General features: G+C 71.6%; 19 protein-coding genes, 4 tRNA genes and 1 other RNA gene. 12 read left to right on the top strand and 12 right to left on the bottom strand.

Features of this window, described 5'->3' with window-relative positions:
- Positions 1-62: 62 nt before the first annotated feature.
- From purL to purS, 3 genes are read right to left on the bottom strand one after another with little or no spacing between them, the layout of a single operon-like run.
- Entirely contained in the window at positions 63-2369 is a 2307-nt protein-coding gene (gene purL, locus ACH4SP_RS12695) for a phosphoribosylformylglycinamidine synthase subunit PurL (RefSeq protein WP_398413743.1), read from the bottom strand.
- The gene (purQ, locus tag ACH4SP_RS12700; RefSeq protein ID WP_398413746.1) at positions 2369-3049 is read right to left on the bottom strand and encodes a phosphoribosylformylglycinamidine synthase subunit PurQ; all 681 of its coding nucleotides are present in this window, start codon (positions 3047-3049) and stop codon (positions 2369-2371) included. Before purQ ends, purL begins: the two co-directional genes overlap by 1 nt.
- The gene (gene purS, locus ACH4SP_RS12705; RefSeq protein ID WP_398413748.1) at positions 3046-3297 is read right to left on the bottom strand and encodes a phosphoribosylformylglycinamidine synthase subunit PurS; all 252 of its coding nucleotides are present in this window, start codon (positions 3295-3297) and stop codon (positions 3046-3048) included. Before purS ends, purQ begins: the two co-directional genes overlap by 4 nt.
- Before the next feature lie 345 nt (positions 3298-3642).
- Between purS and ACH4SP_RS12710 the strand changes: the two genes are divergently transcribed.
- The 8 genes from ACH4SP_RS12710 to ACH4SP_RS12745 all read left to right on the top strand — a co-directional run bounded on the left by ACH4SP_RS12710 (position 3643) and on the right by ACH4SP_RS12745 (position 8372).
- Positions 3643-3960 (top strand): Lsr2 family protein, encoded by a 318-nt coding sequence (locus ACH4SP_RS12710; RefSeq protein WP_398413750.1) that lies wholly within the window; start codon positions 3643-3645, stop codon positions 3958-3960.
- Positions 3961-4101: 141 nt separating this feature from the next.
- A tRNA-Gly gene (locus ACH4SP_RS12715) sits at positions 4102-4173 on the top strand.
- An 88-nt stretch (positions 4174-4261) separates the two neighbouring features.
- Positions 4262-4337, top strand: a tRNA-Gly gene (locus ACH4SP_RS12720).
- Between the two features lie 125 nt (positions 4338-4462).
- The gene (locus ACH4SP_RS12725; protein WP_398413752.1) at positions 4463-5431 is read left to right on the top strand and encodes an ABC transporter ATP-binding protein; all 969 of its coding nucleotides are present in this window, start codon (positions 4463-4465) and stop codon (positions 5429-5431) included.
- Positions 5428-6243, top strand: coding sequence for an ABC transporter permease (locus tag ACH4SP_RS12730; RefSeq protein WP_398413755.1), 816 nt, complete (start codon positions 5428-5430; stop codon positions 6241-6243). The genes ACH4SP_RS12725 and ACH4SP_RS12730 overlap by 4 nt, the downstream gene beginning before the upstream one ends.
- A 66-nt stretch (positions 6244-6309) precedes the next feature.
- Positions 6310-7665, top strand: a complete 1356-nt coding sequence (locus ACH4SP_RS12735; RefSeq protein WP_398413757.1) for a sensor histidine kinase — start codon at positions 6310-6312, stop codon at positions 7663-7665.
- Positions 7662-8273 carry a response regulator gene (locus ACH4SP_RS12740; RefSeq protein ID WP_398413759.1) on the top strand — a complete coding sequence of 204 codons (612 nt, stop codon included), beginning with the start codon at positions 7662-7664 and terminating at the stop codon, positions 8271-8273. The genes ACH4SP_RS12735 and ACH4SP_RS12740 overlap by 4 nt, the downstream gene beginning before the upstream one ends.
- A 23-nt stretch (positions 8274-8296) precedes the next feature.
- Positions 8297-8372 (top strand) — tRNA-Gly (locus ACH4SP_RS12745).
- A 52-nt stretch (positions 8373-8424) separates the two neighbouring features.
- Here the strand turns inward: ACH4SP_RS12745 and ACH4SP_RS12750 are convergent.
- The 6 genes from ACH4SP_RS12750 to ffs all read right to left on the bottom strand — a co-directional run bounded on the left by ACH4SP_RS12750 (position 8425) and on the right by ffs (position 18320).
- A complete protein-coding gene (locus ACH4SP_RS12750; RefSeq protein ID WP_398413762.1) occupies positions 8425-9339 on the bottom strand; it encodes a phosphoribosylaminoimidazolesuccinocarboxamide synthase in 915 nt (304 codons plus the stop codon).
- Between the two features lie 165 nt (positions 9340-9504).
- Complete coding sequence (locus ACH4SP_RS12755) at positions 9505-10983, bottom strand: N,N-dimethylformamidase beta subunit family domain-containing protein (RefSeq protein WP_398413764.1); 1479 nt, start codon at positions 10981-10983, stop codon at positions 9505-9507.
- A gap of 286 nt (positions 10984-11269) precedes the next feature.
- Entirely contained in the window at positions 11270-13147 is a 1878-nt protein-coding gene (locus tag ACH4SP_RS12760; RefSeq protein WP_398415041.1) for a hypothetical protein, read from the bottom strand.
- A 567-nt stretch (positions 13148-13714) separates the two neighbouring features.
- Positions 13715-14980, bottom strand: a complete 1266-nt coding sequence (purD, locus tag ACH4SP_RS12765; RefSeq protein ID WP_398413766.1) for a phosphoribosylamine--glycine ligase — start codon at positions 14978-14980, stop codon at positions 13715-13717.
- An 842-nt stretch (positions 14981-15822) separates the two neighbouring features.
- Positions 15823-18123 carry a DNA polymerase III subunit gamma and tau gene (locus ACH4SP_RS12770; RefSeq protein WP_398413769.1) on the bottom strand — a complete coding sequence of 767 codons (2301 nt, stop codon included), beginning with the start codon at positions 18121-18123 and terminating at the stop codon, positions 15823-15825.
- A 100-nt stretch (positions 18124-18223) separates the two neighbouring features.
- An RNA gene (gene ffs, locus ACH4SP_RS12775) (signal recognition particle sRNA small type) lies at positions 18224-18320 on the bottom strand.
- Positions 18321-18451: 131 nt separating this feature from the next.
- Here ffs and ACH4SP_RS12780 point away from each other — a divergent pair.
- A tRNA-Ser gene (locus ACH4SP_RS12780) sits at positions 18452-18536 on the top strand.
- A 73-nt stretch (positions 18537-18609) separates the two neighbouring features.
- Here the strand turns inward: ACH4SP_RS12780 and ACH4SP_RS12785 are convergent.
- The gene (locus tag ACH4SP_RS12785) at positions 18610-19581 is read right to left on the bottom strand and encodes a GlxA family transcriptional regulator (protein ID WP_398413772.1); all 972 of its coding nucleotides are present in this window, start codon (positions 19579-19581) and stop codon (positions 18610-18612) included.
- A gap of 71 nt (positions 19582-19652) precedes the next feature.
- On the opposite strand from ACH4SP_RS12785, the gene ACH4SP_RS12790 reads away from it, so the two are divergent.
- Complete coding sequence (locus ACH4SP_RS12790; RefSeq protein ID WP_398413774.1) at positions 19653-20606, top strand: NADP-dependent oxidoreductase; 954 nt, start codon at positions 19653-19655, stop codon at positions 20604-20606.
- A 188-nt stretch (positions 20607-20794) separates the two neighbouring features.
- Here the strand turns inward: ACH4SP_RS12790 and ACH4SP_RS12795 are convergent, their stop codons facing one another.
- Positions 20795-21373, bottom strand: coding sequence for a TetR/AcrR family transcriptional regulator (locus ACH4SP_RS12795; RefSeq protein ID WP_398413776.1), 579 nt, complete (start codon positions 21371-21373; stop codon positions 20795-20797).
- Positions 21374-21576: 203 nt separating this feature from the next.
- Here ACH4SP_RS12795 and ACH4SP_RS12800 point away from each other — a divergent pair, with 203 nt between their 5' ends.
- Positions 21577-22794, top strand: a complete 1218-nt coding sequence (locus tag ACH4SP_RS12800; protein WP_398413778.1) for a Cmx/CmrA family chloramphenicol efflux MFS transporter — start codon at positions 21577-21579, stop codon at positions 22792-22794.
- Positions 22795-23027: 233 nt separating this feature from the next.
- On the top strand, positions 23028-23747 hold the full coding sequence (locus tag ACH4SP_RS12805; RefSeq protein ID WP_398413780.1) for a sensor domain-containing protein: 720 nt from the start codon (positions 23028-23030) through the stop codon (positions 23745-23747).
- 157 nt (positions 23748-23904) lie between these two features.
- On the opposite strand, the gene ACH4SP_RS12810 is transcribed toward ACH4SP_RS12805, so the two are convergent.
- A complete protein-coding gene (locus ACH4SP_RS12810; RefSeq protein ID WP_398413783.1) occupies positions 23905-25290 on the bottom strand; it encodes an LPXTG cell wall anchor domain-containing protein in 1386 nt (461 codons plus the stop codon).
- Between the last annotated feature and the right edge of the window lie 151 nt (positions 25291-25441).

Consider the following 25441-nt stretch of genomic DNA (forward strand, 5'->3'; position numbering starts at 1 on the left):
GGCCCCGCCCCCGGTGACCGGGGGCGGGGCCGCACTCGTACACGTAACGGACCAAAAGCAACTCAGGCCAGCAGGCCCGGGATCGTCGCCTCGTGCGCCGCCTTCAGCTCGCTCAGCGGGATGCTGAACTCGCCCTGGATCTCGATCTCTTCGCCGTCGACGACACCGACGCGGGTGACGGGCAGGCCGCGCGCCCCGCACATGTCGTTGAAGCGGAGCTCCTCGCTGCGCGGGATCGACACGACCGCACGGCCCGCCGACTCCGAGAACAGGAAGACGAACGGGTCGATGCCGTCCGGCACCACCAGTCGCGCACCCTTCCCGCCACGGAGGCAGGACTCGGTGACGGCCTGGATCAGGCCGCCGTCGGAGAGGTCGTGGGCGGCGTCGACCATGCCGTCGCGCGAGGCCGAGATCAGGATCTCGCCGAGCAGCTTCTCGCGCGCCAGGTCGACCTTCGGCGGCATGCCGCCGAGGTGGCCGTGCACGACCTCGGACCACGCCGAGCCGCCGAGCTCCTCGTGCGTGTCGCCGAGGAGGTAGAGCAGCTGGCCCTCCTTCGCGAACGCCATCGGCGTACGCCGTGCGACGTTGTCGATCACACCGAGGACCGCGACGACGGGCGTCGGGTGGATCGCGGTCTCACCGGTCTGGTTATACAGAGAAACGTTGCCACCGGTGACCGGAGTTCCCAGTTCCAGGCAGCCGTCCGCGAGACCGCGGGTGGCCTCCGCGAACTGCCACATGACGTCCGGGTCCTCGGGCGAACCGAAGTTGAGGCAGTCCGAGATCGCCAGGGGCTTCGCACCCGTGGTCGCCACGTTCCGGTACGACTCGGCGAGCGCCAGCTGCGCACCCGTGTACGGGTCGAGCTTGGCGTACCGGCCGTTGCCGTCGGTCGACATGGTCACGCCGAGACCGGTCTCGGCGTCGATGCGCACCATGCCCGCGTCCTCCGGCATGGCCAGCACCGTGTTGCCCTGCACGAAGCGGTCGTACTGCTCCGTGATCCACGCCTTGGAGGCCTGGTTGGGCGAGGCGACCAGCTTGAGGACCTGCTCGCGCAGCTCGTCGCTGTTGGCCGGGCGGGCCAGCTTGTTGGCGTCGTCGGCCTGGAGCGCGTCCTGCCAGGACGGGCGGGCGTACGGACGCTGGTACACCGGTCCCTCGTGGGCGACCGTGCGCGGCGGCACGTCGACGATCTGCTCGCCGTGCCAGAAGATCTCCAGCTGCGAGCCCTCGGTCACCTCACCGATGACGGTGGCGATGACGTCCCACTTCTCGCAGATCTCCATGAAGCGGTCCACGTGCTGCGGCTCGACGATCGCGCACATGCGCTCCTGCGACTCGCTCATGAGGATTTCCTCGGGCGAGAGGGAGGAGTCGCGCAGCGGCACGGTGTCCAGCTCGACGCGCATGCCGCCGGAACCGGCCGAGGCCAGCTCGGAGGTGGCACAGGAGAGCCCGGCGCCGCCGAGGTCCTGGATGCCCGCGACCAGCTTCTCCTGGAAGATCTCCAGGGTGCACTCGATGAGGAGCTTCTCCTGGAAGGGGTCGCCGACCTGGACGGCGGGACGCTTGGTGGGCTTCGCGCCCGCGGCGTCAGCCGCTGATGCATCCGTGAAGGTCTCGGACGCCAGGACCGAGACGCCGCCGATGCCGTCGCCGCCCGTACGGGCGCCGTACAGGATGACCTTGTTGCCGGGCCCGGACGCCTGCGCGAGGTGGATGTCCTCGTGCTTCATGACACCGATGCAGCCGGCGTTGACCAGCGGGTTGCCCTGGTAGCAGGCGTCGAAGACGACCTCGCCGCCGATGTTCGGCAGGCCGAGGCAGTTGCCGTAGCCGCCGATTCCGGCGACGACGCCCGGCAGGACGCGCTTGGTGTCGGGGTGGTCGGCCGCGCCGAAGCGCAGCGGGTCGACGACCGCGACCGGGCGGGCACCCATGGCGAGGATGTCGCGGACGATGCCGCCGACGCCGGTTGCCGCGCCCTGGTAGGGCTCGATGTACGAGGGGTGGTTGTGCGACTCGACCTTGAAGGTGACCGCGTAGCCCTGGCCGACGTCGACGACGCCGGCGTTCTCGCCGATGCCGACGAGCATGGCGTCGTTCTCCGGGACCTTCTCGCCGAACTGCTTGAGGTGGACCTTGCTGCTCTTGTACGAGCAGTGCTCGGACCACATCACGGAGTACATGGCGAGCTCGGCACCGGTGGGACGGCGGCCGAGGATCTCGCGGATCCTGGCGTACTCGTCCTCCTTGAGGCCGAGCTCCTTCCAGGGCTGCTCGACGTCGGGCGTGCCGCTCGCGTGCTTGACAGTGTCGAGGCGGGGGTTCGGGGGTCGCTCCCCGGAAGATTGCAGCATCAGGCGTTGACCAGCTTCTTCAGGATCGAGGTGAAGAACCCGAGCCCGTCGGTACGGCCCGTACCGATCAGCGGCTCGACGGCGTGCTCGGGGTGCGGCATCAGACCGACGACGTTGCCCGCCGCGTTGGTGATGCCGGCGATGTCCCGGAGCGAGCCGTTGGGGTTGCCGTCGAGGTAGCGGAACGCGACGCGGCCCTCCGCCTCCAGCTCGTCGAGCACGCGCTCGTCGGCGACGTACCGGCCGTCCATGTTCTTCAGCGGTACGGAGATCTCCTGGCCCTGCTCGTAATCGAGGGTCCAGGCGGTCTCCGTGTTCTCCACCCGCAGCTTCTGGTCGCGGCAGATGAAGTGGAGGTGGTTGTTCCGGAGCATCGCGCCGGGCAGCAGATGTGCCTCGGTGAGGATCTGGAAGCCGTTGCAGATGCCGAGGACCGGCATACCGGCCTTCGCCTGCTCGATGATCGTGTCCATCACCGGCGAGAAGCGCGAGATGGCGCCGGCCCGCAGGTAGTCGCCGTAGGAGAACCCTCCGGCGAGGACGACCGCGTCGACCTGGTGGAGGTCCTTGTCGCGGTGCCACAGGGACACCGGCTCGGCACCCGCGAGACGGACGGCACGCAGCGCGTCCTGATCGTCCAGCGTGCCGGGGAAAGTGACGACTCCGATGCGAGCTGTCACTTCTCGTCCTCCACCTTCACGGTGAAGTCCTCGATGACGGTGTTGGCGAGGAACGTTTCGGCCATCTCGTGGATGCGGGCGAGGGCGGCATCGTCGACCGGACCCTCCACCTCCAGCTCGAAACGCTTCCCCTGGCGGACGTCCGCGATTCCCTTGAAGCCGAGACGGGGCAGTGCACGCTGCACCGCCTGTCCCTGCGGGTCGAGAATCTCGGGCTTGAGCATGACGTCGACTACGACGCGTGCCACTGGCACTCCCGGTGTGGTGTGGTGCTTAAGGCGGTTCCATCAGCGTACCCGCCCAGAAATTCTACGCGGGTAGATATCTCCACGGGTTGATCACGTTCCGGTATCGGCACCAACAACGCAGGGAAAAATCAGGGAAAAAAGAGCCCCCCTCATTGCACTCGGACACGCTGACGGAATTGACTGGGCTTCACAATGCAATGCCTCCCCCTGTACAAAGGAATACAAGGGAAAGCAGCATTGCTCCAGAGTTGCTTCAGAACAGCCGGAAGGTCGACATCACCGCACGTCAGCGCGGTGACACCGATACTCACGCCGGTACACGCCCGCTAGGAAGGACCGATATCCGTGGCTCAACGCGTAGTGGTCACGCTCTCCGACGACATCGACGGAGGAGAAGCGGCGGAAACGGTGACCTTCGGACTCGACGGGAAGTCGTACGAGATCGACCTCAATCCCGCCAATGCAAAGAAACTGCGCACGGCCCTGAAGCCGTACGTGACGGCAGGCCGAAAGCACTCGAAGTCGGGCAATGTGTACCGGCACACGTCGGTGGCCCCGGACCCGGCGGCGGTGCGCGCCTGGGCCCGGTCGCACCGGATGGAGGTGCCGGCCAGGGGCCGGATCCCGAAGAAGGTCTACGAGGCGTTCGCGGAAGCCTCCTGACGGAGCGGCAGGTTCCCGGCCGCCCCGCCGCGGTCCTCCGCGAAGTCGGCCGGGAACCGATTTGCATCACACCCAGGTACCTGGGCTAAAGTCTGGAGCACGCCGAAGGGCAAGGCCGCAAGGCCCCGCCTCACGCAGCGTGCGGGTGTAGTTCAGTAGCAGAACATCCTCCTTCCAGGAGGAAGGCGCAGTGTGCAATTCCTGTCACCCGCTCTGCATCGCTCGAACCGGTTTCCGGAAGCCCCGGAACATCGGGTATGGTGATGCCGCACCACCAAGCACCACCTCTCAGCAGTACCTTGCGGACGTAGCTCAGTTGGTAGAGCGCAACCTTGCCAAGGTTGAGGTCGCCAGTTCGAACCTGGTCGTCCGCTCCATGTGAAAGGCCCCGGTCATTGCGACCGGGGCCTTTCGCGTTCCCTTGATCGCTCATGACATTTGTCATCGGGAGTCATGACAGCGCGCACTGCCGAAGGCCCCCGGCCGACGGGAGCCTGGGGACATGACCACCAACGCAGAGCTTGTGATCGACGTCGAAGGGCTCCGGCGGACCTATGCCGGGGGCTTCGAGGCCGTCCGTTCCGTCTCCTTCTCCGTGGCGCGCGGCGAACTCTTCGCGCTCCTGGGGACGAACGGTGCGGGCAAGACCTCCACGCTGGAGCTCCTTGAGGGCTTGGCCGTACCGAGCGGCGGTTCCGTACGGGTGCTGGGGCACGACCCGTACACGGAGCGGTCCGAGGTGCGTCCCCGGGTCGGCGTGATGCTCCAGGAGGGCGGATTCCCCTCGCAGTTGACGGTGCTGGAGACCGCGCGGATGTGGGCGGGATGCACGAGCGGGGCGCGGCCGGTCGAGGAGGCGCTGGAGCTGGTGGGGCTCGGCAAGCGGCATTCCGTACGGGTCATCCAGCTGTCCGGCGGTGAACGGCGGCGGCTCGACCTGGCGATGGCGGTGCTCGGGCGGCCCGAGGTCCTCTTCCTGGACGAGCCGACGACCGGGCTGGACGCCGAAGGGCGGCGCGAGACCTGGGAGTTGGTGCAGGAGCTGCGCGAGCAGGGCACGACCGTACTGCTGACGACGCACTACCTCGAAGAGGCCGAGGAGCTGGCCGACCGGCTGGCGATCATGCACGAGGGCCGGATAGCCGCCGAGGGGCGGGTGGACGAGGTGGTCGCCGCGCACCCGTCCCGGATCAGCTTCGAGCTGCCGGACGGGTACCACCTGGGGGACCTGCCTGCACTGGGCCAGTTGGGCATCACCGAGCACCAACTGAACGGCAGGAGCGTGCAGTTGACCACTCCGACGCTTCAGCGGGCGGCCACCGGGCTGCTGGTCTGGGCGGAGACGACGGGGGTGGAGCTGCGCGGTCTCGACGTGCGGTCCGCGTCGCTGGAGGAAGCCTTCCTGCACATCGCGCGGGACGCGAAGGCAACGGCGAACACGACGACGAAGGAAGAGGTGGCGGCGCGATGAGCGGCACGCTGACACAGAGCGCACGTACGACGACCGCTGCCGGAGCACGCACCACGGCCGCGGGCCGGATGAAGGCGATGGCGCGGGCCGAACTCACCCTGCTGGGCCGGAACAAGTCCAGCCTGGTGATGATCCTGGTGATGCCGGTCATCCTGACCTTCGCCTCCCTGTCGACCGCCAAGGGGATGGACCTGGAGAAGTACGGTCTTTCGCTCGGCACGATGCTGATCCCGACGGCACTGACGTACGTGATGATCGGCAGCATCTACACCACGCTGGTCGGCACGTACGTCACCCGCCGCGAGGAGCTGGTGCTCAAGCGACTGCGGACCGGTGAGCAGGGCGACATCGAGATCCTGGCGGGCACCTCGATCGCCGCGCTCGTGGCGGGCCTGGTGCAGGCGGTGCTCCTGCTGGTGGCGGGGGTCGTGCTGCTGGACGCGGAGATGCCGTCCAACGTGCTGTTCGTGGTGGTGGGCATCGTGCTCGGGATCGGGCTTGCGGTGCTGCTCGCGGTGGCGACCACGGCGTTCACGAAGAGCGCGGAGGGGGCGCAGCTCACCATCGCGCCGGTGATGTTCCTGTCGATGTTCGGCTCCGGGCTGTTCTTCCCGCTGGAGGCGCTCCCGGACACCGCCGCCGCGATCTGCGAACTGCTGCCGTTCTCGCCGGTGGTGGAGCTGATGCGGGGCGGCTGGTCCGGCGGTCTGACCTGGACCGGGGCACTGGGCGACATGGCCGTCGTGGCGGCCTGGACCGTACTGTCGGTATACACGGCCAAGAAGCGGTTCCACTGGGAGCCGCGGCGGTAGAGCCGAAGCCCGGCCCCCGTCCCGAACCGGGGCGGGGGCCGGTTTTTCGAGGGAGTGGTGACGGGGATGAAGGGTTTCTGGCGCAGGCGCAGCCGGGCCGCGAAGCTGGATCTGTACATGCGCGTCACGCTGTACGGCATCCCGTGGCTCATCTGCTTCGGGATCATCGTCCCGTTCCCCTCGAACCTGGTGCGGGAGTCCGGGCCCGTCGCGCTGGCCCAGGGTCTGACGGCGGTGGTCGTGGTGCAGGTCGCGCTCTCGATGCACGCGATGTCCCGCGGCTTCGCCCACCGGCTGCACGGAGCACCGGCCCCCTGGCGGAGCGCTGTGCTGTCCCTGGTGCTGGGCGGGGTCGTGGTCGCTCTGACCGTGATCCTGCAGGCCACCGGCGGGCTCGCCGCCGGCAACAACGACGGCTCCAGCATGGTGATGCTCGTCTGGTACGGCCTGTTCCCCACGATGATGTCCCTCTACGCCCTGTCGACGACCCGGTGGCTGATCCTGTGGACGTTCGTGGCCGCCGCCCTGGTGGCCGCGGCCGCCGGGTTCGGGACGCAGCGCTACGAACTCGCCCTGGGCAGTGCGATCTCGGTCCTTCTGCTGGGCGCTTTCGGCCTGGTGACCTACCGCTCGTCGCTCTGGTTCATGGCGATGATCTGGGAGATCGACCGGGCCAGGGACACCCAGGCCCGTCTCGCGGTCGCCGAGGAGCGGCTGCGGTTCGGGCGGGACCTGCACGACGTGATGGGCCGCAACCTCGCCGTCATCGCGCTGAAGAGCGAGCTGGCGGTCCAGCTGGCTCGGCGCGGCAGGCCGGAGGCCGCCGAGCAGATGGCCGAGGTGCAGCGGATCGCGCAGGAGTCGCAGCGCGAGGTGCGCGAGGTCGTCCGCGGGTACCGGGAGGCCGATCTGCGGAACGAGATCGAGGGCGCGCGCGGGGTGCTCGCCGCCGCCGGGATCAGCTGCCTGGTGGAGAACGGCCTCGGTACGGACCTGCCCGCCGGAGTGCAGTCGGCGCTCGGCTGGGTCGTCCGCGAGGCGACCACCAACGTGCTGCGGCACGGCAACCCGAAGAGCTGCACCCTGCGCCTCACCTCGGACGGGGTCCGCGCGGTCCTGGTCGTCGAGAACGATGGGGCGGACTCCTCCGCCCCCGTCGGACCGTCCGGCTCCGGCCTGGCGGGGCTGCGGGAGCGGCTGGCCGTGGTGGGCGGGTCGCTCGTCGCGGGGGCCGCGGAGGACGGCCTGTTCCGGGTCCGCGCGGAGGTCCCGCTGACGGCTCCTGACGGCCCCGCATCACGTACCCGTACGGAAAAGGAAGTCGAGGGCATGGCCCAGGAATCGAGTACGCCCGCCACAGGCGGCGCGGCGAGGCTCTCCAGGCGGTTCAGCCGCTCCGGCGCGGGGGCGGGTGCCGCATGAGCGCCGTACGCGTTCTGCTCGCCGACGACGAGCACCTCATCCGGGGGGCGCTGGCCGCGCTGCTCGCACTGGAGGACGACCTGGAGGTGGTGGCCGAGGCGGCCACCGGGCCCGAGGCGCTCGCCATGGCGCTCCAGCACCGGCCCGACGTGGCGGTGCTGGATCTTCAGATGCCGGGTCTCGACGGTGTGGCGGTGGCCACATCCCTGCGGACCGGGCTGCCCGACTGCCGGACCATGATCGTGACCAGTCACGGGCTGCCGGGACACCTCAAGCGGGCGCTCGCCGCGGGCGTGCGCGGCTTCGTGCCGAAGACCGTCAGCGCCCAGCGGCTGGCCGAGATCATCCGTACCGTACAAGCCGGAAACCGGTATGTGGACCCGGAGTTGGCGGCCGACGCGATCGCGGCCGGGGACTCGCCGCTGACCGTCCGCGAGGCCGAGGTGCTGGAGCTGGCGGCACACGGGGCGCCCATCGCGGAGATCGCCGAGCGGGCCGCGCTGAGCCAGGGAACCGTACGGAACTACCTGTCGTCGGCCGCCTCGAAGCTGGGGGCGGAGAACCGTCATGCGGCAGTGCGTCTCGCACGGGAGCGGGGTTGGGTATAGTTGGCCTCGCGCCACGGCGCAACGCGGACGTAGCTCAGTTGGTAGAGCGCAACCTTGCCAAGGTTGAGGTCGCCAGTTCGAACCTGGTCGTCCGCTCCAGATAGCCAGAAGGCCCCGGTCATTGCGACCGGGGCCTTCTGCGTACGTACCGCTAGGACCAGCTCTGGCCGGTCAGGCGCTCGTACGCCTCGATGTACTTGGCGCGGGAGGCGTCCACGATCTCCTGCGGGAGCGGGGGCGGCGGGCTCGAAGACCTGGGGTCCCAGCCGGAGGTGTCCGAGGTCAGCCAGTTCCGGATGAACTGCTTGTCGAAGGACTGCTGCACCCGGCCCGGCTCCCAGTCGTCGGCCGGCCAGAAGCGCGAGGAGTCCGGGGTGAGGACCTCGTCGGCGATGACGAGGCGGTCCTCACCGCCCTCCACCGTCTCGTACCCGAACTCGAACTTGGTGTCGGCGAGGATGATGCCCCGGTCGCGGGCGATGTCCCGGGCCCGGCCGTACACCGCGAGGGTCGTCTGGCGGAGCTGGGCGGCGGTGTCCGCTCCGACTTCGCGGGCCACCTCCTCGTAGCTCACGTTCTCGTCGTGGTCGCCGACGGCGGCCTTGGTGGCGGGCGTGAAGATCGGTGCGGGCAGCTCCGAGCCGTTGACCAGGCCCTCGGGCAGGGCGAGGCCGCAGACCGTACGGGACTCCTGGTACTCGACCAGGCCCGATCCGGTCAGATAGCCGCGGGCCACGCACTCGACGGGGACCATGCGCAGCGACTTGCAGACCAGGGTGCGGCCGGCCCAGTCGGCCGGGGCGCCCGCGGGCAGGTCGGTCGACAGGACGTGGTTGGGGACGAGGTCCGCGAGCTGGTCGAACCACCACAGCGAGAGCTGGGTGAGGACTCGGCCCTTGTCGGGGATGTCGGTGGGCAGCACCCAGTCGAAGGCGCTGGTGCGGTCGCTGGCGACCATCACGAGGTCGCCCGCCTCGTTCTGGTACAGGTCGCGCACCTTGCCGGTGTGCAGATGCACCAGGCCCGGCACCTGCTGGGGCTCGGGCTTTACTACGAATCCGGACACGGTTCCTCCCCGTGGTTGTTGCCAATCGGTCTTGATTCTCCCGTACGCGCGGGGGAAGCCCCCGGTCAGGGTGGACGGGGCGCGCGGAACGGTTCCGTACGGATGTGCTTCGGTGCCGGTGCTCGTACGTCCGGCCGGGGTCAGGTGCCCTTCGTCCGGCCGGGGTCAGGTGCCCTTGGCGATGCGGTCCAGGAGGTTCGCCGTCGCCTTCTGGACGCGGGGGTCGACGTGCCCGGGGCGGTCCAGTGCCGGGGACCACGCGAAGGTCCCTGACGCGAAGACTAGGGCGCCGCTGGGGGCCCGGTACAGGGACGTCTCCTGGTGGCGCAGGGCACCCTCGCCGTCCCGGTACGGGGAGTGGGCGAGGAGGATGCGGCCCCGGTGCTCGGGCAGCGCGGTGCGCGGGAAGTAGCGGTCGGCCTCGCCCGCGACCAGGCCCTCGATCTCGTCGCCCTCGCCGGCCCCGGTGCCCTCCCACAGCCAGTGCTCGGCGTTCCGCACGACGAGGGAGCTCGGCTCGGGGACTCTTCCCGCGTACTGGATTCCCATCAGCTGCTGCTCGGGGCGGCCCGCCTCGCGCCACAGGGCGGTCTTGCCTGGGCCGCGGCGCTTGAGGCAGGAGAGGAAGCGGTCGGGGACGCCGGAGGGGGCGGGGGCCAGCTCGACCTGCCAGTACATGGTGTTCGCCGACAGGAAGACGAGGGAGGTGCCCTGGTCGCGGGCGCGCTCGGCGGCCCTGCGCATGGGGACGGACCAGTACTCGTCGTGGCCGGGGAAGATCAGGCCGCGGTAGCGGGAGGTGTCGATGCGGCCGGCGTGCAGGTCGCGGGCGTCCGCGTAGGCCAGGTCGTAGCCGTAGCGCTCGGCCCAGCGGATGAAGTCGTAGGCGTGCCCGACGTGCAGGGGCAGGCCCTGGCCCGCGTACGGGCGGTCGAAGGAGACGGTGGTGGCGGCGTCCTCCTCGCCGAGCAGCCGGCCGCGCTCGTCCCACGCGTGGTAGAGGCTGGCGCCGGTGCGACCGTCCTCCGGGTAGAGGTTGTACGCCTGCCAGGTGATGTCCGGGAGCAGCAGCAGGTAGTCGGCGGCGCGGTCGTCGCGGACCGTGAAGGGGACGTGCGTGCGGTGGCCGTCGGCGCTGGTCAGCACGGCGACGTAGGCGCCGAGGCTCCAGTACTCGGGGATCTGGAGGCGCCAGGACTGCCACCAGTGGTGGCAGGAGACCGTGCGGTCGGCGGCCAGCGGGGCGGGCTGGACGATGCCGGAGAGGCGGGGGCTGGTGTCGACCTTGAGGGCGCCGGCGCCGCTGTAGTGGCCGATCCGGTAGACGTACGCGGAGAACTCCTGCGGCGGGTTGACCGTGACGTGGAAGTCGACGGAGCCGCCGGGCGAGACGGAGCCCGACGAGGTGAAGCCTTTGATCTGGCAGTTCACGTCGTCGGCCGCGCGGGGGCCCGAGGTGCGGCGGGGCGGCGGGACCTTGGCACCGGTGGCCGGATCCAGCTCCGCGTACCAGGGGACGACCGTGCCGTCCGCGTCGAGGTACTGGTCGCCGCCGCGCAGCCAGGGCAGCGGGCCCTGGCCGAAGGGGTCCGAGACGGCGTGCGCGAGCGCCCCCGATTCCCAGCGAATCTGCTCCGCCCCCACGTCACATCCCTCCCTCGGCCCCCCGAGCCCTCAGCGGTCGTCCGGACCGACAGTGGTGCGTCGGCTGTCAGCTCCAGGACCCCAGCACATCACATAACGCACGCACTCCGTCACCGTTCGTCGCGAATTGGCGTGAAACGGAACCCCTTACTCCGTTCGTGGGACCTGTCGGCGGTTCTGCGCGGGACCTGTCGGTGGCTCTGCGGGGGACCGTCGGTGGCCCTGCGCCGGGGACTTGTCGGCGGTTCCGCGCGGGACCCTGCCGACGGCTCCGCGTACACCCCGTTCACACCAGCCGTACGGGCTTCTCCGGCCGTACGCCGGTGTCGGCGAGCCAGCCGCGCAGCGGGCCCGGGTCGCCGTCCTCGACGAGGCTGAGGACGGGGCCCGTGAGGTCGTTGCGACGCTTGCCCTCGACGAGCAGGGTGGGGCCGTCCAGCCAGTCCAGGCCCGGGGCGGCGCCCGCGGTGTCGACGGCGGCGCAGCAGACCATCGCGGTGACGTGGTCGGCGAGCAGGTCGCGGCCGGTGCGGGGCGGCTGGATGGGGAAGACCGGCAGCGGGTCGCCGCCCCAGGAGCCGCCGTCCTGGAACTCCTGGCCGTCGCCGAGGACGACCGGCGCGGGCGGCGCGGCCGCCGCTTCCTCGCGGGCCGCCTCGGCGGTGATCCCGGCGGCGAGGGCGTCGGTGCGCTCCTCGTCGCTGCGGCCGTCGTCGGGGCCGGGGGCGCCGGTGTGGGTGACGGTCTCGGCGGCGAGGTGGTCCATGACGCGGGCCAGGGTGGGGCCCGTACGGTCGCCGCCGGAGCGGCGGACACCGAGGGTGTCGAGGACGCGGTGCAGCCGGGCGGCCTCCGTACGCCACTTCCGGTCGACGACCTCCTCCGGATACGCCTGCCAGTCGACCGGGGACCAGTCGGGGCCCGGGGTGGCGGGGCCGCCGTGGAAGAGGCGGGCGGCCAGCAGGGAGGTGGCCTCGTCGACGGCGCCCGGCTCCTCCAGGAGGTCGCAGGCGGGGCGCTCGCCGAGCCGGGAGGCGAACTCGTCGGCGAGGCGGTCGCGGCGGGAGAGCTCGGTGAGGGCGGAGACCACTCCGGCGTCGAGCCGGGAGGGCCAGCGGCCCATCCGCCAAGCGGGCAGCGCGACCCGGGTCAGCAGCCGGTCCCAGCCCGCATAGGCGAGGCCGACCTGATCCTGGGCGACGATCCGCAGCCCGTAGTCCACGGCCTGGGCGCGCTCGGACGCGGCGGCGGCGACGCCCCGCTCCAGCTGCGTGATGTGCTCGCGGCAGGCCGCGAGGAGGATCCGGGAGATCCGGCCGAGGGGCGCCAGCGCGATCCGCCGCACCACTCCCCCCGGGCCCCGGGCCGGCTTGACGGCGACCGCGACGGCCGCGTCCAGGCCCCGTACGAAACGGCGGGCGGCGGCTATGTCGGGGTGCGCGGAGGGGCCCGTACCGGCGACGACCGGGGCGAGGACGGCGCGCAGCTCGGCGACGCGCATCCACCACAGGAAGGGCGAGCCGATCACCAGGACCGGGGCGGTGGGGGCGGATGCGGGCCCGGACACGGACCCGGAGGCCGTGGACCCGGAGGCTGTGGACCCGGGGGCTGTGGACCCGGAGGCTGTGACCCCGGACGCCGTGACCCCGGACGCCGGGGCGCCGGGACCGGAGGCCGGGGCGGTGGGCCCGCTGCGTATGGACTCGGCCGGCCGGGACCGCGCATCGGCGCGCCGGGGCTTCGGGCGGCCCGCCGCGCGCACGGCGGCGTGCGAGCGGTCCTCCAGCCAGCTGTCGCAGTCCGGGGTCAGGGCTATCGCGGACGGCGCGGGAACGTCGAGCCGCTCGGCCAGGTCCCGCACGAGGCGGTAGAGATCGGGGGCGGAGGCCTCGGAGAGCTCCACCGTGGGCGTCACGGCGGGCCGGGCCCGCGTCACGACAACGGCGACCGTCAGGCCGACCAGCAGCGTCACGAGCGCGACACCGGACACCGCCCAGCGCGCCACGTCCCAGCCCGCGCCCGCGAGCCGCCCGGACACTCCGCCGACCAGCAGCACGACGGCCACGGCCGCCGGCAGCAGGGCCAGCGCCAACGCCCGGCTGCGCACCCGCAGCACGGCGAGCGCACGCTCCCGCGCGGCTTGCGCCCCCTGCTCCGTACCCAGGACACCCGAGGCACGCGACGCACTCGAACCACCGGAACCTGAAGAACCGGGCCGAGAATCGGGGCCAGTGGAACTGGCACCGGAATCAGACACACCGGACACGACCGGATTCACCCCCTCTGCCCTGATCGCCCTGCTGGCTCTTCCCTGGGGTACTCACTCCCCCACTGTGGCACCCGCCACTGACATCGCAATGTCGGTGGGCCAAGTGCCGGAACGCTTGCGCGGCACCCTAGTTGGGGCTTCGGCACGAGTCATCCGGATGGGCGAGCCGTCACCCGATGGAATGGCTTTGGGTAAAGGTGCTGGCTTCCGGGGCGAAGCCGGGATTCGGGTACGAGGCCGGGCGCGGAGCCGGGTCCGGGTTCGGATTCGGGTACGGCTTCGGGTACGGAGCCGGGACGCGCGCCCGGGTACGCGGCGGGGCGCACGCCCGAGCACGCGCGGGCCCGGTACGGGTCCTGGCATCGGGCCTGGCACGGAACCGGGCGCGGGGGCACGCGCCCGGACACGTTTCAGCCGGGACCCGGTCGGGCCCCGGCTGAAACGTGTCCCGCTCAGTCCCGCTCAGTCCTGCGCAGCGTCCCGTGCGGCCTGCGCCGCGATGTCCGTACGGTGCTGCGAACCGTCGAGCCGGATCCGCTCCACCGCGCGGTACGCCCGCTCGCGCGCCTGGGTCAGGTCGGCGCCCGTGGCGGTCACCGACAGCACCCGCCCACCGGCGCTCAGCACGGCGCCGGAACCGTCCCGCTTGGTGCCCGCGTGGAGGACGAACGCCTCGGGGGCGTCCTGGGCCGCCACGTCGGCGAGGCCCTCGATGGGGTCGCCGGTGCGGGGCGTACCGGGGTAGTTGTGCGAGGCGATGACGACGGTGACGGCCGCGTCGTCGCGCCAGGCCAGCGGCGGCTGGACGTCCAGCGTGCCGTTGGCGGCGCCGAGCAGGACGCCCGCGAGGGGGGTGCGGAGCCGGGCCAGTACGACCTGGGTCTCGGGGTCGCCGAAGCGGGCGTTGAACTCGATGACCCGCACGCCGCGGCTCGTGATCGCAAGGCCCGCGTACAGCAGCCCGGAGAACGGCGTGCCACGGCGCCGCAGCTCGTCGACGGTCGGCTGGAGCACGGACTCCATGACCTCGTCGACGAGCTTGGGGTCGGCCCACGGCAGCGGCGAATAGGCGCCCATGCCACCGGTGTTGGGGCCCTCGTCGCCGTCGAGCGCACGCTTGAAGTCCTGCGCGGGCTGCAACGGCAGCACGGTCACTCCGTCGGTGATCGCAAAGAGCGACACCTCGGGACCGTCCAGGAACTCCTCGATGACGACGCGCTCGCAGGCCAGCGCGTGCGCCCGCGCCTGGGCCACGTCGTCCGTCACGACGACGCCCTTGCCGGCCGCCAGCCCGTCGTCCTTGACGACGTACGGGGCGCCGAAGGCGGCGAGCGCGGAGTCGATCTCCTCCGGCGTCGTGCACACGTAGCTGCGCGCGGTGGGCACCCCGGCCGCCGCCATCACGTCCTTGGCGAACGCCTTGGACCCTTCCAGCTCGGCGGCCTCCTTCGAGGGGCCGAAGACCGGAATCCCGGCCTCCCGCACGGCGTCGGCGACGCCCGCGACGAGCGGGGCCTCCGGGCCGACGACGACGAGACCGGCGCCGAGTTCGGTGGCGAGGCGCGCCACGGCGGCCCCGTCGAGGGCATCGACCGGGTACAGCTCCGCCACTTCCGCAATGCCGGCGTTGCCGGGGGCGCAGTAGAGGGCGGTGACGTCGGGGTCGAGGGACAGAGAGCGGCACAGGGCGTGTTCGCGGGCGCCGCCGCCGATGACGAGGACCTTCACGGAGTGCAGCCTAGGGCCTGCGAGGGGGACGAAGTCGCACGGGGTTGGAGTTACCGCCCATGGGGGTGCGGGGACGGGCTTGTTGTTTGCTACGACGGGGGTGGGGTCGCCGACTGCGAGAGGGGCGGGGCGATGGCTGCAGCGAGGGGCAGGGCGATGGCTGCGGCGCCGGTGGGTCGGTGCCCTGGTCAGGGGCTGCACGGGCCTGAACGAGGGCCGTACGGGACCGCATGGGACATGCGTCGCCCTGGGGTCGCATGGGACCGCACGGGAGCTGCGTCGCCCTGGGACCGCGTGGGACCGCGTGGGACCGCACGGGAGCTTGCTGTCGCCCTGGGGTCGCCCGACTCCCTGCGTCGACCCCCTGCGTCGGCCGTCGGCCGTGCATGGGCCTGGGCCCGGTTGTGTGGAAGCCCGCGTCGGCCTCGGGCGGATCGGCGGAGGCCCCGCGCCAGCCTCGGAGCTGGATGCGTGGAGGCTCCGCGTCGACCTCGGGCGGTTCCACGGAGGCCCCGCGTCGGCCTCGGGCAGTTCGGCGGAGGCTCTGCGTCAGCCCTGTGCCGCACAGGGCCAGCCGTACGACGGTTCTGCGTCGTTCTCGGGCCTGGCCGTGCGCAGGTACAGGGCCGGTTCTCAGGCTTGGCCCGTCGTCCCCAGGCCGCCCGGCTCAGTCCCGCGCAGGCCCCGCTCAGTCCCGCGCAGGCCCGCGTCAGCCTTGGCCGATCGGGCTCCGGCTGCCCCGGCCCTGCGTGGGTCCAGGCCACTCAGGACCGGCCCGAGACGCCCCGCGCCGGCCTCCCGGCTCGCTGCTCCCGGCTCCCGGGCCCACGGGCCCGGCCCCGTCACTCGTTGACGAACTCCTCGACCACCGTCGCGCCCAGCTCGCGCACGATCAGGTCGTGACCGGACAGCGCCGAGTCGACCAGGTCCGGATCGTCGTCCTCCGGTACGTCGTCCTCGGCGGAGACCGGCGGGCGCTCCTGGACGGCGCTGTGCTGCGGCGCAGCGGCGGGCGGCGGCGTGGGTGCCTGGTACTGCCCCTGCAGAGGCTGCGCGGCCGGCTGCTGCTGCGCAGCCTGCTGAGGCGCCGACTGCGGTACGGGAGCGCCGGCCTGCGGTGCCGCTGCCTGCGGCGGACGCGGGGCGGCCGGGGCCGCGGGGGCGCTGCCGCCGAAGCCGCCACCGCCACCGCCACCGAAGCCGCCACCGCCGCCTCCGTACCCTCCGGGAGGACCGGCGGGCGGCATTCCGCCGCCCCCTCCCCCACCACTCGCGTCGACGACGGACTCGATCCGCCACTGCACCTGGAAGGACTCGGCGAGGACCTGCTTGAGGACGTCCTCGCTGCCGCTGCTCGCGAAGTTGTCGCGGGCACCGGCGTTGATGAAGCCGACCTGGAGGGTGGTCCCGTCGAAGCCGACGACCTGGGCGTTCTGACTGAGCAGGATCCAGGTGAAGCGGCGCTTGTTCTTCACGGCCTCCAGGATCCCGGGCCACATGTTCCGCACCTGGGCGGCGCCCTGTGAAGCGGCGGCGCTGGGCGCCGCCTGGGCGGGGGCCGCACCGGCCGGTGCGGACGGTGCGGCCGCCGGAGCCTGGGCCTGGGGCGCGACGGGCTCGGGCCGTCCCTGTCCCGGCGCGGAGGCGGTCGGCCATCCGCCGGGCCGCCGCGCGGGGGCGGCGGCGGGCGGCGGAGCAGCGGGCGCCGGGGCCTCGGGTGCGGGTGCGGGAGCCACGGGGGCGGCAGCCTGCGCCGGCGCCACCGGAGCCTGGGCGTCCGGAGCCTGGGCCATCGGGACCTGGGGCATCGGCGCGTGAGCTGCCGGAGCCATCGGCGCGGGAGCACCCGCACCACCGCCTCCCGGCGCCCCCGGCACTCCCTGCCCTCCGGGTGCCCCCTGCATCCCGTGCGCCTCGGGTCCAGGCACGTACCCCATGGCGGGCATCCCCGGCATGGCCCCGCCGGGGACGAACCCGCCCCCGGCGCCGGTCCGCTCCAGCCGGTCCAGCCGCGCCTGCACGGACCGCTCGTCGTCGAACGCGGCGGGCAGCAGCACCCGCGCGCAGATCAGCTCCAGCTGCAGCCGCGGCGAGGTGGCCCCGCGCATCTCCGTAAGCCCGGAGTTGACCAGATCGGCGGCCCGGCTCAGCTCAGCGGCCCCGAAGACGGACGCCTGCGCCTGCATCCGCTCCACGACGTCGGCGGGGGCGTCGATCAGCCCCTTCTCCCCGGCATCGGGCACGGCCGCCAGGATCACCAGGTCCCGCAGTCGCTCCAGCAGGTCCGCCACGAACCGCCGCGGATCGTTGCCCCCTTCGATGACCCGGTCCACGACCTCGAAGGCCGCCGCCCCGTCCCCCGCCGCGAACGCGTCCACCACGGAGTCCAGCAGCGACCCGTCCGTGTACCCGAGAAGCGCGGTGGCCATGGCATACGTCACACCGTCGTCGGCCGCCCCGGCCAGCAGCTGGTCCATCACGGACATCGAGTCACGCACTGACCCGGCCCCCGCCCGGACGACCAGCGGCAGCACGCCGTCCTCGACCGAGGCGTTCTCCTTGCCGCACACCTCGCCGAGGTAGTCCCGCAGCGTCCCCGGCGGCACCAGCCGGAACGGGTAGTGGTGCGTACGCGACCGGATGGTCCCGATGACCTTCTCGGGCTCGGTCGTCGCAAAGATGAACTTCAGGTGCTCCGGCGGCTCCTCGACCACCTTCAGCAGGGCGTTGAAGCCCGCCGAGGTGACCATGTGCGCCTCGTCGATGATGTAGATCTTGTACCGGCTGCCGGCCGGCCCGAAGAAGGCCTTCTCCCGCAGGTCACGCGCGTCATCCACACCACCGTGCGAAGCGGCGTCGATCTCGATCACGTCGATCGACCCGCGCCCGTTCCTCGCCAGGTCCTGGCAGGACTGGCACTCGCCGCAGGGCGTGGGCGTCGGCCCCTGCTCACAGTTCAGACAGCGCGCCAGAATCCGCGCGCTGGTCGTCTTTCCACAACCCCGCGGCCCGCTGAACAGGTACGCGTGGTTGACCCGGTTGTTCCGCAGGGCCTGCATCAGCGGGGCAGTGACATGCTCCTGCCCGATGACCTCGGCGAACGACTCGGGGCGATAGCGGCGGTACAGCGCAAGGGACGACACACATACGAGGTTATCGGGACCCACTGACAACCAGTCCCGCCCCGAGCCCCGGGACACCCCACCGAAACCGCGGAACCCCTGACGGAAAGCCCCCGGGGAACGCAAAGACCCCCCACGCACCCGCCAGAGCCAACCTACCCTTGCTGCCTTCCGGCCCTGGGGGAGTTCAGTCAGATAGCGCCACGTGAGGGGCTGAAGCCCACCCTAGCCGATCCCCTGCCCCAAAAACGACCCGGTCCCACCTGCGGATCCCTCCGGACGCCCGTCCCGACCCCCTCCCCGGGAACGCGGTCGCAAGCACTCCCCAACGTCTTGTATTGTTTGCGGCGGAGGATTCGCCTAGTGGCCTAGGGCGCACGCTTGGAAAGCGTGTTGGGGGCAACCCCTCACGAGTTCGAATCTCGTATCCTCCGCAGGCAGAAGGCCCGGACCGTGTGAACGGTTCGGGCCTTCGTCTTTTCCCGTCCATGTCGCCCGGCGGGAGGGTCAGTCGCCGTCCGCGGCTTGAAAGGTGCGGCGGTACGCCTGTGGTGAGACGCCGATCGCGGTGTGCAGGTGCTGGCGCAGCGAGGCGGCCGTCGCGAATCCCACCTGTCCGGCGATCTGCTCGACGGGCAGGTCGCTGGACTCCAGCAGCTCCCGTGCCCGGGCGACGCGTTGGCGGGTCAGCCACCGTCCCGGGCTGATCCCCACCTCGTCCCGGAACCGGCGGGCGAAGGTACGCAGGCTCATCCGGGCATGCCCGGCGAGGTCGGTCAGCGTCAGGGGCTCGGCCAGCCGTCCGAGCGCCCAGTCCCGCGTCGCCGCGGTCCCGGTCTCGGACGGCGCGGGTACCGGCTGCTCGATGTACTGCGCCTGCCCGCCTTCCCGCCACGGCGGGACCACGCACCGCCGCGCGACCCGGTTCGCCAGCTCGCTGCCGTGGTCCTTGCGTACGAGGTGGAGGCACACGTCCACGCCGGACGCGGCCCCGGCCGAGGTGAGGACGTCGCCGTCGTCGACGAAGAGCACGTCGGGGTCGAGTGCCACCCGCGGGTACAGCTCGCGGAACCGGTCCGCCAGGCTCCAGTGCGTCGTGGCCGGGCGGCCGTCGAGCAGCCCGGCCGCGGCGAGAGTGAAGGCGCCGGTGCAGATGGAGACGGTGCGGGCGGTGGCCGGGATCAGCGCGAGGGCGTCGGTGACCGCCGCCGGGAGCTCCGCCGTGGTGGGTGGCGGACCGTACGGCGGGATGATCACCGTGTCGGCGGTGCGCAGCGCCTCCGGCCCCTGTCTGGTGTTGATCTCGAAGTCGGCGCAGGTGCGTACCGGGCGGCCGTCGACGGTGCAGGTGACGACCTCGTAGTGGTCGTCCGCCGTGCCGAAGACGCGCTGGGGGATGCCGAGTTCGAAGGGGTAGACCCCGTCGAGGGCCAGGACGACGACGCGGTGCACCGGCCGGACGCGGCGTTCGGTTGCCATGGCACGATTCTATCGGTTAATGGCATTCAGGCCACTGCTGCCGGGCGCGGGCGGGCGGCAGGCTGAGGTCCATGAACGACATCACCACCATGCGCGCGATCAGCCAGGACGTCCTCGGCGGCCCCGAGGTGCTCAAGGAGGTCCGGTTGCCGCGACCGACTCCCGGGCCCGGCGAGGTACTCGTCCGGGTACACGCGGCCGGGGTCAACCCGACCGACTGGAAGCACCGTTCCATGGCCGGGCTCATGCTCGGCGAGCCGCCGTTCGTCCTCGGCTGGGACGTCTCCGGGGTCGTCGAGGAGGCCGGGCTCGGCGTCACTCTCTTCAAGCCCGGCGACGAGGTCTTCGGCATGCTGCCCTACCCCTACGGGCACGGTTCGCACGCCGAGTACGCCACAGGACCCGCCCGCGCCTTCGCCCCCAAACCCGCCGGCATCGACCATGTGCAGGCCGGCGCCCTGCCGCTGGCCGCACTCACCGCCTGGCAGGCGATCGTCGACACCGCGCACGTCCGGGCCGGGCAGCGGGTGCTGATCCACGCGGCGGCCGGCGGCGTCGGCCACCTCGCCGTACAGATCGCCAAGACCCTCGGTGCGTACGTCATCGGCACCGCGAGCGCACCCAAACACGACTTCGTACGCGGCCTCGGCGCCGACGAGGTCATCGACTACCGCAGCACGGACGTCACCGAGGCCGTCCGCGACGCCGACGTCGTCGTGGACGCCCAGGGCAGCGAGCACGCCGTCCGCTCACTGCGCAGCCTGCGCCCGGGCGGCCTCCTGGTGTCCCTGCGCCCCGACGGGCACCCGGCACTGGCCGCGGAGGCGGACCGGCTCGGCGTGCGCGCCCAGGCCATGCTGGTCGAAGACGATCACGCCGGGATGCTGGCCGTCGCCCGGCTCGCGGCCGACGGCCGACTGCGCGCCGAGATCGCCGGCACGTTCGAGCTGGCGGATGCGGCGAAGGCACACGCTCTCGGCGCCACGGGCCGCACCGCGGGGAAGCTGGTACTGACCGTCCGGTGAAGAGGGCAAGCGGTCGCCGGGGGTGGGACGCCTCGGGCAAGCGGTCGCCTGGTGGGACGCCTCGGGCGACCGCCCGCCGCACGCCTCCCACGGAGCTCGCGGTCGGCGCTGAGCCCCGAGCCGCACGCCTCCCACGGAACTCGCGGTCGGCGCCGAGCCCGGGCCGCGCGCCACTCCGCCGGATCCGCTCAGAAGGTGGACAGCATGCCGTCCACCACGTTCAGCAGGGCCTGCCGGTCGCGGCGGACCCTGGCGAGCACCCGCAGGCCGTAGTAGCCGCTCAGCACTTGACCCGCCAAGGTCCGGGCGTCATGCGCCTCGGTGATCTCGCCGGTCCGCTGTCCGCCGGTGATGGCTTCGCACAGAGTCTCCTCGACGGCGGTGAAGTGCCGCAGCACCTCCTCCTTCACCGCGGGGTCCGAACTGGCCTTCTCGACGGAGGCGTTGATGGCGAAGCACCCCGGGGTCTCAGGGTCCGCGAGATCGGCGTCGATCGCCCGGACGATCATTTCCCGGAGTCGGCTCTTGACCGGTCCCGGCCCCTGCAGGAGAGCGGCCTGCTCCACCCTGGTGGTGTCGTAGTAGTGGCGCAGGGCTCGCAGATACAACTGCCGTTTGTCTCCGAAGGCGTTGTACAGACTCGACTGGCCCAGGCCGGTGCACGCGGCCAGGTCGCGGGTGGATGTCTCCTCGTAACCCTGCCGCCAGAACGTGTCCATGGCAGCCGCGAGCGCGTGCGTCTCGTCGAACTTTCTGGGCCTGGCCATGCTCACACCCTAGATGTTTTAGAGCGTTCGCACAAAAACCTGCCACGAGGCCCCAGCACCTCGGCAACCGGCGCCACCGCCAGGAGAGTTCGAGGCGGCGCGGCAGCCTTGAATAGTTTTGAATCATGCGCTCCAAAACCGTGTTAGCGTCGCCCCCTGACCGTCGGTACCCGCTCTCATCACCCCACGACTGGAGGCGCTCCATGCCCCTGGCCATCTACGTACTCGGCCTGGGAATCTTCACCCAGGGCACGTCGGAGTTCATGCTGTCCGGACTGCTCCCCCACATGGCCCACGACCTCGGCGTCTCCATTCCTGACGCCGGTCTGCTCATCTCTGCCTTCGCGATCGGAATGGTGGTCGGCGCGCCGCTCCTGGCCGTTGCGACCCTCAAGTGGCCTCGCCGCACAGCCCTGGCGGTCCTCCAAGCGGTCTTCATCGCCGCCCACGTCGCCGGAGCCCTGGCGCCCGGTTACGGGGTGCTCTTCGCCACCCGCGTCATCAGCGCCCTCGCCTACGCCGGCTTCTGGGCCGTTGCCGTCGCCACCGCCGTCGCGCTCGTTCCGGCCCACGCCAAGGGCAAGGCCGTCGCCGTCGTCGCCTCCGGCCTGACCCTCGCCACCATCGTCGGTGTGCCCGCCGGGTCGTTGCTCAGCCAGTTCTCCGGCTGGCGCGCCGCCTTCTGGGGCGTCGCGGCCCTCACCCTGGTGAGTCTGCTGTGCTCCCTGTTCGCCGTCCCCGGAGGCAAGGGTGCCGCAGACGAACAGCGCACGATCCGCAGCGAACTGAAGGCCATGGCCCGCCCGCAGCTCTGGCTGTCCTACGCCGTGACCGCCTTCGCCTTCGGCGCGGTCATCGTCACCTTCAGCTACCTCGCCACGCTGCTCACCGATGTCACCGGCCTGTCCGAAGGCTGGGTGCCCGTCCTCCTGGCCCTCTTCGGCGTGGGCGGCCTGATCGGGATGGCCATCGGCGGCAAGGTCGCCGGGACCCATCCGATCCGCACGCTCGTCCTGGGTACCGGAATCCTGGTACTGGCCTCTGTGCTCCTGGCCCTTACGGCGAGGAACACGGTGGTCACCGTCCTCCTGGTCTTCGTCCTCGGCCTGGTCGGCTACGTCACCAATCCCGTCCTGCAGTCGCGAGTGTTCGTCGTGGCACCCGGCGCGCCCACCCTCGTCGGCGCGACCAACACCTCTGCCTTCAATGTCGGAAACACGCTGGCTCCCGCCCTCGGCGGCACGGCCATCAGCGCCGGCCTCGGCTACGCCTCCGTCGCATGGGTGGGGGCCGCCCTCGGCGCCGTCGCGCTCCTCGGCTCCCTCTGGGCAGGCCACCTCCAATACCGCGGCCGTCGCTCCAGCGGCATCGTCGCCCAGGGTGCCGTGCACCAGGAAGAGCCGGCCACGACCCGCGTCTGAGGGAGGAGAACGCGGCGCTGCGCGGAGAGGACGCCGAGTTGCGGCAGGAGCCGGAACCGCACCGCCCGTCGGGGGGCTAGCACCACCCCCGATCGGCTGGGCCGCCCCATGCCGTCGGGCGGGCGTTTCCGGGATCGTTTGATCCATCAGCTGCTCCGGCAGCCACTCCGCCAGACACTCCGTCAGCACGGAACGTTGCGAGACGTCCCCACCGCGATGATTCGAGGCCCGCCATGACCGCCGTCACCACCGCCCCGCTCTCCTACCGCTACGACAGCGACGCCGGTTCCGCGCCCGCCGCGCCCCGGGTCGGCTTTCTGCGGGGGCCGTTCGCCGCCGCCACGTACCGGGAGATCGGGTACACGCTCACCTCGCTTCCGGTGGCGGTCGGCGGGTTCGTGTTCGCCGTCGCGATGTTCTCGACGGGTGCCGCGCTCGTCGTCACCGTCCTCGGGCTTCCGGTGCTGGCCGCGATGCTGGCCGGGGCGCGGGGGCTGGGGGCGGCGGAGCGGGTGCGGGCGCGGCACGGGCTCGGGCTCGACGTGGCGGACCCCGGGCCGCTGGCCGCTTCGGAGCGGGGCGGCTTCTGGGGTGCGATGCACCGGCGCCTCTCGGACGTGAAGGGGTGGCAGGCGCTGCTGTTCCAGTTCGTGATGTTCCCGTGGCGGGTGTTCAGCTTCGTGACGACGGTGGTCTTCCTGGCCGTGGGCTGGGCGGTCGCGCTGCTGCCCGCGTACAACTGGGTCTTCCCGCGGTACGTGGACGGCTGGAGCGGCTACCGCGTCTACGACTACACCGCCGGCGGCGTCCACCACACGTACGACATCTCCTCGCCCCTCCAGGTCGCCGCGGTGTCGCTGCTCGGCCTGCTGATCGTCTTCCTCACGCCGAAGCTGGTGCGGGCCCTGACGAACGTGGACCGGGCGGCGGTGCGGGGGCTGCTCGGGAAGTGAGTTACGGGGGCAGGGGTGGAGGGGTCCGGGCCGCGGGGATGCGGTCCGGGCCCCTCCGTGCGTGCGGGGAGCGGGCGCACGAGAGGCGGGGAGGGCCGGTTCTCCGGTCCTCCCCGCCTCCTTCCGTCCTGCCAGGGGCTACTGCCCCTTACCGGCGTCAGCCCTGCTGGTCCGCCTTCCGGCGGCGCACGACGAAGACCGCGCCCGCGCCGAGCACGATCGCCGCACCCGCCGCGAGGGCGAGCTGCGAGGTGCCGTCGGCGCCGGTCGAGGCGAGGTTCCCTGCGTCGGTGCTCACCGGGACCGTGGACGTGCCGCCCTGCGGGGTCGGGACCTGGGTGTTGCCCTTGACCGGGGTGGACGTGGCGTCGTCGACCTTGCCGGGCTTGCTGCCCGCGGCGAGGATCGAGAAGGAGTACTCCTTCAGCTCGTTGCCGCCGCAGGAACCGTTCTCGTTCCAGTAGTCACCGGCGACGAAGGCGATGCCGTCGGCGGCCGGGGCCTTCTTGTCGACCGTCAGCCGCAGCTTCAGGTCGGCGGACTTGCCGGCCTTCAGATTGGTGACGGTGCCCGCGTACTGGGCCTCCCCGACGTCCTTCCAGTCGGAGGAACCGGCGCCTGCGGACTGCAGGTGCAGCAGGTTGCCGATGTCGTTGTAGTCGCTCTTGCTGCCGCCGTAGACCACGGCGAACGGCTTGACCTCGTCGAAGTCCTTCCGCGTGGTGTTGGTGACGCGGAGGGTGAAGTTCACCGTCGTACCGGCGACGACCTTGGACGGCAGGCCGACCAGCGTGGAGCTGAGCGACGCGTCGACCTTGCACTCCTCGTCGACGGGCGGCTTCGTCGGGTCCGGCGTCGGCGGCTTGGTCGGGTCCGTCGGGTCCGGGCTCGGCGTCGGCGGCTTCGTCGGGTCGGGCTTGCCCGCCTCGGCCTTGGCGTCGGCGAGTGCCTTGTCCGCGGCCGTCTTCACGGCCAGGGCCTTGTCGGCGGTGGTACGGGCGACGTGGATCCGTCGCGACGCGGCGACCCGCGCGTCGTCCGCGGCCGTGTCGGCCTCGGTGTACGCCTTGTCTGCGGCCGTCTTGGCGTCCGCCGCCTTGACGGCTTCCTCCTGCGCGGTCTTGAGCGCCTGCTGGAGGGGGGCCTTGTCGGCGTCGGTGGCGTCCGTCGGCAGCGCGTCGAGGGCCGCCTGCGCCTCGGTGACCTTCTTGTCCGCGGCGGTCTTGGCGTCCGCGGCGTCCTTGGCCGCCTTCTTCGCCTCGGCCGCCTTCACCAGGTAGGGCATGTCCGGGTTGTTGAGCTCGGCGAGCGCCGCCGCGACGATGACGTCCCGGTCGGCGACAGCGTCGTCGTACGCCTTCTTCGCGTCGGCGGCGGCCTTTTCGAGCTTCTCCAGCTCGGCCGGGGTGGGCTTGGCCTTCTGGCCCTGTGCCTGCCCGGCCGTCGGCGCTTCCGCCGCGAAAGCGGGCGCGGCCGCGAGGAATACGACGGGCGTGGTGACCGCAGCGGCCACAGCCGTCGCGAGAATGCGGCGAATCTTCAACTGAAGCCCTTTTCTGGGTAAGGGAGATGAGAGAAAGAGAAAGCGGAAGAATGCGAAGAGCGGGCGCCGCTGCGGGGTTCTGCTCACGCGGGCGGCAGCAGGCAAGATCGTACGACTGGAATTCCGGCCGGAGAAGGGGAATTACCGTCCG

Source organism: Streptomyces sp. NPDC021093 (assembly GCF_044333135.1).
Classification (GTDB): Bacteria; Actinomycetota; Actinomycetes; order Streptomycetales; family Streptomycetaceae; genus Streptomyces.